The 9,769-nt window shown below is 66.6% G+C and carries 9 protein-coding genes and 3 pseudogenes; 5 read left to right on the top strand and 7 right to left on the bottom strand.

The window, feature by feature from the left end:
• Positions 1 to 91: 91 nt before the first annotated feature.
• From ACIRU3_RS46695 to ACIRU3_RS46665, 7 genes are all read right to left on the bottom strand, one after another.
• Entirely contained in the window at positions 92 to 469 is a 378-nt protein-coding gene (locus ACIRU3_RS46695) for an ATP-binding protein (protein WP_404070404.1), read from the bottom strand.
• A 229-nt stretch (positions 470 to 698) separates the two neighbouring features.
• Complete coding sequence (locus ACIRU3_RS46690) at positions 699 to 1,046, bottom strand: YciI family protein (RefSeq protein WP_404070402.1); 348 nt, start codon at positions 1,044 to 1,046, stop codon at positions 699 to 701.
• Positions 1,047 to 1,134: 88 nt separating this feature from the next.
• The gene (locus ACIRU3_RS46685; protein WP_404070400.1) at positions 1,135 to 2,028 is read right to left on the bottom strand and encodes a virginiamycin B lyase; all 894 of its coding nucleotides are present in this window, start codon (positions 2,026 to 2,028) and stop codon (positions 1,135 to 1,137) included.
• Positions 2,029 to 2,209: 181 nt separating this feature from the next.
• On the bottom strand, positions 2,210 to 2,878 hold the full coding sequence (locus tag ACIRU3_RS46680; protein ID WP_404070405.1) for a CatB-related O-acetyltransferase: 669 nt from the start codon (positions 2,876 to 2,878) through the stop codon (positions 2,210 to 2,212).
• A gap of 100 nt (positions 2,879 to 2,978) precedes the next feature.
• Positions 2,979 to 3,920, bottom strand: a complete 942-nt coding sequence (locus tag ACIRU3_RS46675) for a GNAT family N-acetyltransferase (RefSeq protein ID WP_404070399.1) — start codon at positions 3,918 to 3,920, stop codon at positions 2,979 to 2,981.
• A gap of 8 nt (positions 3,921 to 3,928) precedes the next feature.
• Entirely contained in the window at positions 3,929 to 4,498 is a 570-nt protein-coding gene (locus ACIRU3_RS46670; protein WP_404070397.1) for a dihydrofolate reductase family protein, read from the bottom strand.
• 487 nt (positions 4,499 to 4,985) lie between these two features.
• A complete protein-coding gene (locus ACIRU3_RS46665; protein ID WP_404070395.1) occupies positions 4,986 to 5,777 on the bottom strand; it encodes a DUF4239 domain-containing protein in 792 nt (263 codons plus the stop codon).
• 245 nt (positions 5,778 to 6,022) lie between these two features.
• Between ACIRU3_RS46665 and ACIRU3_RS46660 the strand changes: the two are divergent.
• The 5 genes and pseudogenes from ACIRU3_RS46660 to ACIRU3_RS46640 all read left to right on the top strand — a co-directional run.
• Positions 6,023 to 6,526: pseudogene (locus tag ACIRU3_RS46660) on the top strand (transposase family protein); the annotation flags it as partial.
• A 70-nt stretch (positions 6,527 to 6,596) separates the two neighbouring features.
• Positions 6,597 to 7,187, top strand: a complete 591-nt coding sequence (locus tag ACIRU3_RS46655) for a VOC family protein (protein WP_404070393.1) — start codon at positions 6,597 to 6,599, stop codon at positions 7,185 to 7,187.
• Between the two features lie 659 nt (positions 7,188 to 7,846).
• Positions 7,847 to 8,137, top strand: a pseudogene (locus tag ACIRU3_RS46650) (transposase family protein); the annotation flags it as partial.
• Between the two features lie 228 nt (positions 8,138 to 8,365).
• Positions 8,366 to 9,505 carry an IS110 family transposase gene (locus tag ACIRU3_RS46645; RefSeq protein ID WP_404070391.1) on the top strand — a complete coding sequence of 380 codons (1,140 nt, stop codon included), beginning with the start codon at positions 8,366 to 8,368 and terminating at the stop codon, positions 9,503 to 9,505.
• Positions 9,506 to 9,521: 16 nt separating this feature from the next.
• Positions 9,522 to 9,680, top strand: a pseudogene (locus ACIRU3_RS46640) (transposase family protein); the annotation flags it as partial.
• Positions 9,681 to 9,769: the final 89 nt, after the last annotated feature.

Genomic DNA, 9,769 nt, shown 5'->3' with positions numbered 1-9,769 from the left:
CTGCTGAACTGCTGGACCGGCACCTGCACCACCTGCCACCAACCCCTGCCCAGCAGACCCACACCAAGATCAAGACAGACCTAACGGAGTCCTACAAGGGCTTTTCGGCGGCCGCCTCGGAGAGCAGCGACAGCGCCGCAAGCCCGATGGTGAGACGGTCCCGCACGGTCTCGTCACTCAAGCCGAAGACCGCCCGCAGGGCCCCGGCCTGCGGTGGCGGCAGCAGATCGAGCCGATCCAACACCGGCAGGAAGAGCTGATGGAGCCCGCCGAAGGCCAGCTCCATCTCCGACTCGATGCCCTCGACCCGCAGCACACTCATGCCTTCGGCATGGGCGACCGCGTACTCGAGGAGGGTGGTCTTGCCGATGCCGGCCTCTCCGTGCAGGAGCAGGCAGTTGCTCTCCCCGCGATGGGCGTCGTCGAGTATCCGACGGATGTGGCACTGCTCCTTTGCACGTCCCTGCACCACGCGCTCCCCCCCGGTCCGCGTCGCCGGCCGCAACCGGGCATCGTGATCACCACTATACGTCCGGGGGTTTGTGACCCTGGTGGTCCAGGTGCGGGCTTCCGGCGCTGCGGCGCTGCCCACAAAGACCTTCCGGGCAGCGCTCGCTGGGACTTCGGCTGCGATCGCGGGAATCGGCCTTGGACGCGTCCTTTCGGGATCTCTCTGTCCCCGTGGCCGGTGGTGCGACTCAGGCCGTTTCGAGCAGAGGCCAGATTTCGACCGTCTCGGGGGTACGGAGGCCCGTGGCCAGTTCCACGGCTTCCTCACGATCGGCAACGTCGATCACGAACCAACCACCGAGGGTCTCCTCACCGGGGTGCGCCGGCCCTTCGGTCACGGTGGACGCCCCGGCGGTGGTCTTGCGCACGGTCACTGCGGCGATGTGCTCGGTCTCAAGGGCATCGCCACTGATCAGCTTGCCCGCCGCCGCGATCTGCCCGATCCAGCTTTCGTAGGCTGCTCGGTGGGTGTCCCGGTCTGTCTGGATCCTGGCGCGCGACTCGGCCGTCTCGAAGATCACGAGTGCGTATTTCATGGAGGTTCTCTTTTCGTTTTGGGTGTCGTTTGAAAGTGCTGCTGCTCAGGCTTCCCGAGCAGCGTGCGCCCTGCCGCCCGGATTTGGGTCAGACGCCCGGCCCTGTGGTGATGCGGGCGAGCGTGCCGATCTCCAGTGCTGCCCATACAGAGCCGTCCGGGCCGGTGGAGATGCCGTGAGGTTCCGAGCCGGCGGTCGGCAGCTCGTGCACGGTGATCGCCCCGTCGGGTGAGATGCAGCCGACGCGGTTAGCGGCCCACTCGGTGAACCACAGGGCCCCGGTGCTGTCGGGGGTGATGGCATGCGGCCGGGACGTGCGGTCGGGCAGCGGGAACTCGGTGGTCCGGCCGTCGGGGGTGATGCGCCCGATCTGCCCGGCGCCGATCTCCGCGAACCAAAGCGCCCCGTCGTGGCCCGCTGCGATGCCCACCGGGGCGGCGGATTCGGTCGGCAGGGCGTGCAGGGTGACGGCTCCGTCCATGCCGATCCGCCCGATCGCGTTGGCCTGATTCAGGGTGAACCACATCCCGTCGTCCGGGCCTGCCGTGATCGTAGACGGGAAGGCCCCGGTGGCCGGCAGCGGAAACTCGGTCACATGGCCGTCGGTGGTGATCCGGCCGATCCGGTCGGCAGCGGTCTCGGTGAACCACAGTGCCCCATCCGGCCCGGCGGCGATCCCGAACGGCCCGCACCGCGCCGTAGGCAGCGCGAACTCCGTAACGTCGCCGTTGAGAGCGATCCGGCCGATGCGGTGCGCCCGGTGCTCGGTGAACCACAAGGCGCCGTCCGTCCCGACAACGATGATCGTCGGCCCGCACACCGGATCGAGTGGGTGGGTCGAAAGCTCGCCTCCGGGCACAAGCCGCCCGATGCTTCCTCCGTGGACCATGGTGAACCAGAGCGCCCCGTCCGGGCCGCTGGTGAGCGCGTACGGCCCGCTGCCGGTCTCGGCGACGGCGACTTCCTCGATGAGCACAGCCATTCAGGCTCTCCCTCCTCTTCTCATGGCGCGCATGCTCCGCGCACCCACTGGCCGTTCCTGCGGACGCCGTTCTGCACTCACGCAGACAACCAGCGCGGCTTGCAGCATCACGCATGGCGGTCAATTTGACGCCTGCATGCGCGGCTTGCGTGCGGCACCTCCTCGCCCGAACGGCTGTTGATCAACTGCCGGTTTCGTCACGCCGGTTGCCGATGCTTTCGATCTCTGCCGGGGTCCCGGCCATGATGGTACGGGTGTGTTCGGTGACCAGCTCGACAGGCCAGTCCCACCACGCGGCGTGCAGGAGACGCTTGATGTCGTCGTCGGCGAAGCGCTGACGGATGAGCCGGGCCGGATTGCCGCCCACGATCGTGTAAGGCGCCACGTCACTGGTGACCACGGCACCGGCCGCGATGATGGCACCATCTCCGATCCGCACGCCGGGCATCACCGTCACCTGGTGGCCGAACCAGACGTCGTTGCCGACGACCGTGTCTCCACGACTCGGCATCGCGGTGATGATGTCCAGAGTCTGCTCGGCCCACCGGCCACCGAACATGGTGAAGGGGAACGCGGACACCCCCATCGTCGGATGCTCGGCGCCGGCCATCAGGAACTTGGTGCCCGCGGCGATGGCGCAGTACTTGCCGATGATCAGACGCTCCGGCCCGTAGGCGTAGAGCACGTTGCGGTGTTCAAAGTCTGTGGCGCCGTCGGGGTCGTCGTAGTAGGTGTAGTCGCCCACGACAATCTTGGGTGAGGAGATCACTGGTCGGAGGAACACCACGCGGTCATGGGCAGGCAGCGGGTGAACGGTGTTCGGATCAGGAGACAACGTAACGTCCTTCATCAATTGGGCCGGTGGTTTCAAAGAGGCGCTCACCCAGGGGGCTTCGTACGGCGGCGAGGGTCGTCGGGTCTGTCAGACGCAGGGTGTGTCGCCGCCGTCCTCATGCCGCCGGCGCTGAATGGATCACGCGGATCTCTGTGATCCGGTAGCCGGCGCGGTCGAAAGCCGCGGCCATCGGCGCGTTGCCGCTGTCCGTGGTGGCGGTGATCAGCTCGGTGCCCGTGTCCGCGTGTATGCGGGTGATCTCGGCGAGCAGATCGTCCACGTACCCATGGCCACGGAATTCGGGTACGACACCCAGGTAGCCGACGTTGCGGGCGTACGGTGTCGCGGACGGGAGAGCAAGCCCGACGACCTGCCCGTCGGGGGCGTATGCCAGCCTCCACCAATCACGCCGGCCGGGGCAGCCGAGGTAGAAGTCCATTTCGCCCCGAGCGGTGGCTTCGGCGCCCTTGGCCTCCACGTTTCTGCGGGTCTCGTCGTCCAAGCTGCCGACAGCTATCCGTTGGAACAGCCGGAGGAACTCCTCGTCCGACGCCGGGGCAAAGGTCAGCTTTCCCCTGGCCGGGGGGAGACCGGAATCCGGTGTCCACTCCAGGCGCAGCCGTTCCACTTCCCGCGTGAGCCCCGCCTCTGCTGCAGCCTGGCCCCGCCATTCGACGGCTGCCGTCGCAGCCGGGTCGTCACGCCAGCCCACGGGCAGCGTCAGAATGTACTGCGGGGGTTCGGGCGCGCCCTGAGCGGCGAATGCCTGCAGCCCAGCGACCAGTAGCCCTGCCGCGACTTCCGCCCGGTCGGCGCACGCGGGGTCGACATGCAGGCAGTCCAAGGCAATGGGGTGAGCGCTGTCCGTCCGCCCCCACCACAAGGCTCGCGCCGCCACCCGCCCGCCGTCCTCGGCGATCCAGGTCCACTCGGGCCGGTACATCCCCTGCCGCAGCTCGGCCCGGTAGCGGTCGGCGTCGATCCACCCCACCGGCTCATCCACGATCACTTCTACGACGCGCTCCAGATCGGCCTCGGTCGTGGGTCGAAACAACACGTGTTCTCCTACTGCTTGGCGTATGTGGTGACGGCCACTCCCGTGGTGAAGACCCGGGACCCGGTCAGGGTGAAGGGGGCTGGGGTGAACGAGGTACGGAACAGCGGGATGCCGTCGCCGAACACCACCGGGTGGTGACGGATGATCAACTCGTCGATCTCCCCGAGCAACTGACCGGCCAGCACAGCGCCACCGCACAGCCAGATGCCCATGCCGGGCTCCCGTTTCAGCCCGCGCACGAACTCCACCGGGTCGCCTGCAACGACATCGACCTCGAGGTCGGGCCGGATCAGGGTCGAGGAGAACACGTACTGCCGCAAATGGGGGTACGGACTGGTCGAACCCGTTGCCCGAGCCGATTCGTAGGCGCCTCGCCCCATGACGACCGTGTCGAACTTCTTGTTCGCCGTGCCGGCGACGCCCAGGGAGATGCGGACGTGGTCCGGGACGGTCTCGGGACACTCGGCGAGAATCGCGGCCTTGAGGTCGCCGTCGAATCCGGAGGAGTCGTGTTGCCCGTCCGGACCGGCGATGAAGCCGTCGACACTGCAGCCGATGAAGTACGTGAGCCGACGCATGCGGGGCCCGCTTTCGATCCGTTGCTGCCAGGGACGACACGACACTAGGCAGCCGGCTTCAGTGGAGCATCGGCCGACCCGACGTAATGTGACCCGTCACGACCGGGACTCGCCCGGGGCGGCATCAGTAGACGTATCCACGGCGGCTGTCGGGCGGCGCGTGCTCGAAAAGCAGCCTCGGCAGGCCGGCCACTGAGCCTTTTCCAACCTCACTCCGAGCCGGGCGTAGGGGTGGCGTAACGCTCGCGCAGCCGGGTACCCACGTCCCGGGAGCGGAGGTGCACCATCGGTTTCCTACGGGCACGATCGCGCACATGGCCTTCGAGGTTCAGCGTCTCCCGTGGGGCAATTCCCGCTTGAGGCCTTGGAGGAACGATCCGGGAGGGCATTGATGCCCCTATGGATGTCAGGCGGCGGCCCCGGCAGTGTCGACCGCGGGGCACGGAGCAGCGATGAGCCGGTAGATCTCTCGCCGGACCTCACCACGTCACCTGCCCCAGTATTTCCTCAGCTGACCCTCCATGAACGGATGCGGACTCACACTCACTTCGCCGGCGAAGGGGTGTTCAAGGACGAGGACGAGGGTGAGGCTCAGGCCTACCAGTAATGCGATCGACCCTACGAAAAGCAGCTGCACCTTGAGGTTCTCCACCCCGTAAAGCAAGGTGACCATCATCACGACCAGCGCTCCCCCATAGGTAAGGACCTGCAGGAGAATGGGCAATTCTTGCGTTGCGGCCAGGATGCGGGTTCTGCGCTGTGTGGTCACATCGTTCAGTCGCTCCACCGACTCGCCATAGAAGGCCTGTTCGGAAGCATTTCTAGGATTATAATCCTGGAGGACTCCATACAACGCCTCAAGCTTGCCCGATGTCGCGCTGAGGCTATTTTTTCCGACGCGCATCAGCGGCCATGCATCCTCTACGACAGCGTGAACGTATCCCCCGATCGCACGGTCCAATTTTTCCTGCACCTCGCCTGGAAACGAATGCGCGTTGCGGGAAATTACAGCGAGATCTGAAGCCTCGGAAGTTACCACTACTTGAACTTGCTCAAGTTCGGTCCACAAGGTCACGATGACGAAAGCAAGGACGATTCCGTAGATGGCTCCGAACAGTTCAAGTACCGTGCGGGACACATCATTGGTCACGCCATTGATCAACTCAGGAAAAAGACGGCGCGTCACCAAGCAAGCGGCGAGCGACAAAACAACAACGCCTCCAACGATGAGGATCGCGAGGCTGGCCGTATCCAGGTTGTTGAGTAGCCAAAGTCCCACGCCGAAGACCCTACCATGCACGACCGCCTATTACTGATTCCCAATGAAGCTTCTATATCCCGTCAACCCTCATTTTCGCCGCATTGAGCCTTAACCTGGCTTGTGGGCCGTACACTTGGAGTGGCAGACGGGTGAAGCCCCTGTAGATCGGTTTTCGACCAAGAAATCCGTCTCCACCAGGGGCTTCGCGTGGTTTTCCTCCCCTCCGGCGTCGGCGTGTCCATTTCTGCTCTCCGCTTGCTCACGCAGAAGCGGTTCGGACGGCGTCCATGAAGGCGTTCGTCCTGCTGGACGGAACGCTGCTGCCGATCGAACGGATCGCCGCCGATCGGCCCTTCTACTCAGGCAAGCACACGAGACACGGCATGAACGTGCAGGTCATCGCCGATCCGTCCGGCCGACCCCGGTGGGCCTCACCCGCTCTTCCCGGTGCCGTCCACGACGTCCGCGCAGCCCGCGAGCAGGGCTTCGTCGACACCCTCGCCGAGGCCGGCATTCTCTGCTGGGCCGACAAAGCGTCCCGGGCATCAAGGGGCACGGTTCGTGTTCCGTACCGCGGCCGATGGGAGACGCTCTCCACGGGACAGCAGGCCGTCAATCGATCCCACCCAGAGATCCGGGCCCTCGTCGAGCAAGCCGTCGCCACCCTGAAATCCTGGCGGCTCCTCCGCAAGCTCCGCTGCTCCACCATCCGCGTCACGCGTCTCGTCAAGGCCGTCCTCACCCTGCATCTGACCAGCTCAGAGTGAGGTTGGAAAAGGCGGCGCGACGATGATGTCCGGCACACCCCAGGGAGGCACCGATGAACGGGGCGGATTCATGAGCGTCACAGACGTCGGCATGCAGGTGGAAGTGGCCGTCATCCCTGTCTCGGACATCGACCGCGCGAAGGAGTTCTACGGGCGCCTCGGGTGGAGGCTGGACCAAACGCCGCCCGGCGTCGTTCAGGTCACCCCGCACGGCTCCGCGTGCTCGGTCCAGTTCGGCACAGACCTCACGTCAGCCGCGCCCGGCACGGCCAAGGGGTACCTGATCGTCTCCGACATCGAAGCCGCCCGGGCTGCGCTGGTCGCCGGCGGCATCGAGGTGAGCGAGATCTTCCACCGCGGTCCGGACGGGCCGATCGAAGGTCTGGATCCCGAGCGGCGCAGCTACTTCTCGCGCGCCACGTTCAGCGATCCCGACGGCAACAGCTGGCTGCTCCAGGAGGTCACGGCCCGGCTCCCCGGGCGTGTCGACCCCGGCCCGACGTCGTTCAGCTCCGCAAGCGACCTGGCGAACGCGATGCGGCGCGCGGCTGCCGCCCACGGTGAGCACGAGAAGCGCACCGGCGAGGAAGACCCGAACTGGCCCGACTGGTGCGCGCAGTACATGGTGAGCGAACAGACGGGTGCGGAACCGCCCCAGTGAAGGCCGGCGGTCGGGACGGCGGCCCGGCCCGGCCGCTCACACCCGGCCAACAGCCACCATGCTCCCCCCGACAGGCCGGCCGTCGCGCTCGTTCGGCAACCCCGCACGCGCAGAGGACGAACGGTCTCGAGGCGCGCCGCGTCGTGGTGATCGCGCAGGGTGTGGTCCGCCCCTCGGGACGAGCCGGCCAGGGTTCCTTGTCGACCGAGCTCAGGACCTGTCCGGCGAATGGTGCCGGAGTCGCGGGAGAGGGCACGCCCTCCCCCACCTCCTGACGGCCGGGAGTCCCCGTCGGCGGATGGTGTCGGGACATTCACGGAAAGCCCCCTGCCGGCCCGCCAGTGCCCGAGACGTATCCATGTGACATTCAGGATGATGAGACCAATCCCGAATTCTAGATGTTGTCCATCACCCGGCCTGGGAGGAACCATGTCCGCGACCTACGACCTCCACCGGACGGGGGTTCTGCTGGTGGATCCCTTCAATGAGCGTTTTCAGCATGGCCACTGATCGGGTGACGCTGGTGGTGTGCGCAAGGTACGAGGCTCCCGTGCCGTTGAGGGAGGTGTTCGAAGCCTCAACCCACAGGCGTAGGAGCCGCGTTGGTTCCATATTCTGCCGCACTCGACCTACCGCACGCCCTGGTCTAGTGGGTCACGATGCTCATCGTCATCCGCGACGGTGACCGCCGCTGCAAACTTCCGCCGCATCAGCGTGCCCTGGTCGGTCTCGTGTACTTGCGCCGGCACGACACGCTCGCGCAGATCGCCGCCGGCTTCGGTATCTCCGTCGGTACCGCACATGCCTACACGGCCGCGGTGGTCGGTCTGCTTGCCGATCGCGCGCCCGGCCTGCTGCGTGCGCTGCGCGAAGCCGACCCCGACTACGTGCTGGTGGACGGCACCCTCGCGGAGTGCGACCGGGTCGGTGACAGCCGGGCCGACTACTCCCACTGTGAGGATGGCGGCCGTGTCGTTCCGGCCACGGCTTGACTCGTACTCTCACTGGCCGCTTGTGCCTTGTGTTTGATCTGTCAGCCGGGCCGGAGCGACACGTACCGGCACCGGGCCGGGGGAGCGTGTCCCGATAGGGGCCTTGGCCTCGAAGGCACCGTCACAGTTCTGACCGCTCCACCGACCGGCGCACTGACTATCTGCACGTCGTCGAACAGGAGCACAGTGACCACCCTCGGCATGCCTGCTGCCCTTCCTGCCATCCACGCTGTCGAGGCCGCGCCCGAGTCGCGCATGGTGGTGCTCGGCGTCGACACCCATAAGGACGTGCACGTTGCCGCCGTCCTTGACCACCTTGGCAGGCTGCTGAGCTGCGGGGAGTTCCCGGCCACCGCGGCCGGCTACAGCAACCTTCTCGACTGGGCACGCCAGTGCGGGACGGTGCTGCGGGCTGGGGTGGAATGCACCGGATCTTACGGTGCGGGCCTGGCCCGCTACCTCGCGACCCAGCAGGTTCCGGTGGTGGAGGTCAACCAGCCCGACCGATCCACCCGGCGCCGCCGCGGCAAGACCGACGCCGTCGACGCCGAGGCCGCCGCCCGGGGCGCGCTGTCGGGCATGGCACGGGCGCTGCCGAAGAGCGGCGACGGGCACGTGGAAGCGCTGCGTATGCTCCGATTGGCGAAGAACTCCGCGGTCAAAGCCCGTACTCAAGCGCTCAATCAGCTGAAGGCCGTGCTGGTCAATGCTCCGTCCGCCCTCCGCGAGGAGCTGGAGCCGCTCTCGACTTCGCTCCTGGTCCGCCGGTGCGCAGGATTGGCCGACACCCGCGAGAGCAACCCGGCAGCCGATACGGCGATCTTTACGCTGCGGCTGCTGGCGCAGCGCGTTGTGCAGCTGCGGCAAGAAGCCAACGAGCTCGGAAGACGGATGACCATAGCGGTCCGGGCTACCGCGCCCAGCCTGCTGGACCAGCTCGGGATCGGACCGGACAGTGCGGCGGCCCTGCTGATCACCGCAGGTGACAACCCGGAACGGCTGGCCAGCGAGGCGTCCTTTGCCGCCCTGTGCGGTGTCAGTCCTGTTGAGAAGTCCTCAGGGAAGAGCCAGCGCCGTCGGCTCAACCGTGGTGGAGACAGGCAGGCCAACGCCGCGCTGCACCGCATCGTGGTCACCCGTATGCGTCAAGACGAGCGCACCCGCCTCTACCTGGAGCGACGCACCGCCGAAGGAAAGGGAAAACGCGAGGTCATGCGCTGCCTGAAACGCTACGCAGCCCGCGAGGCATACCACCTGATCCGCGCTGACATGATCACGTGTCACCAGCAGCCTGACACTTCAGTGTCCCTGATGACCGCAGCTTGACGAACATAGGGGCATCAAACATCGTCGGCACGGAGTGAACGTGCAGGTGGTGACCGACTCCGCAGGACGGCTGCTGTGGATCTCGCCCGCCCTGCCGGGCCGTGCCCACGACCTGACGGCCGCCCGCCCCCACCGGATCATCCGGATCTGCGAACGGCAGGGCATCGCGGTGCTAGTAGGACTCCGTTAGGTCTGTCTTGATCTTGGTGTGGGTCTGCTGGGCAGGGGTTGGTGGCAGGTGGTGCAGGTGCCGGTCCAGCAGTT

The organism is Streptomyces sp. NPDC101151 (assembly GCF_044768335.1).
Taxonomy (GTDB): Bacteria; Actinomycetota; Actinomycetes; order Streptomycetales; family Streptomycetaceae; genus Streptomyces.
This window is presented reverse-complemented; position numbering and strand designations above follow the sequence as displayed.

Coding starts and splice junctions, on each gene's coding strand:
- ACIRU3_RS46690 (WP_404070402.1), bottom strand. CDS start 1,046: ATGAAATACGCACTCGTGATCTTCGAGACGGCCGAGTCGCGCGCCAGG.
- ACIRU3_RS46685 (WP_404070400.1), bottom strand. CDS start 2,028: ATGGCTGTGCTCATCGAGGAAGTCGCCGTCGCCGAGACCGGCAGCGGG.
- ACIRU3_RS46680 (WP_404070405.1), bottom strand. CDS start 2,878: ATGAAGGACGTTACGTTGTCTCCTGATCCGAACACCGTTCACCCGCTG.
- ACIRU3_RS46670 (WP_404070397.1), bottom strand. CDS start 4,498: ATGCGTCGGCTCACGTACTTCATCGGCTGCAGTGTCGACGGCTTCATC.
- ACIRU3_RS46655 (WP_404070393.1), top strand. CDS start 6,597: ATGAGCGTCACAGACGTCGGCATGCAGGTGGAAGTGGCCGTCATCCCT.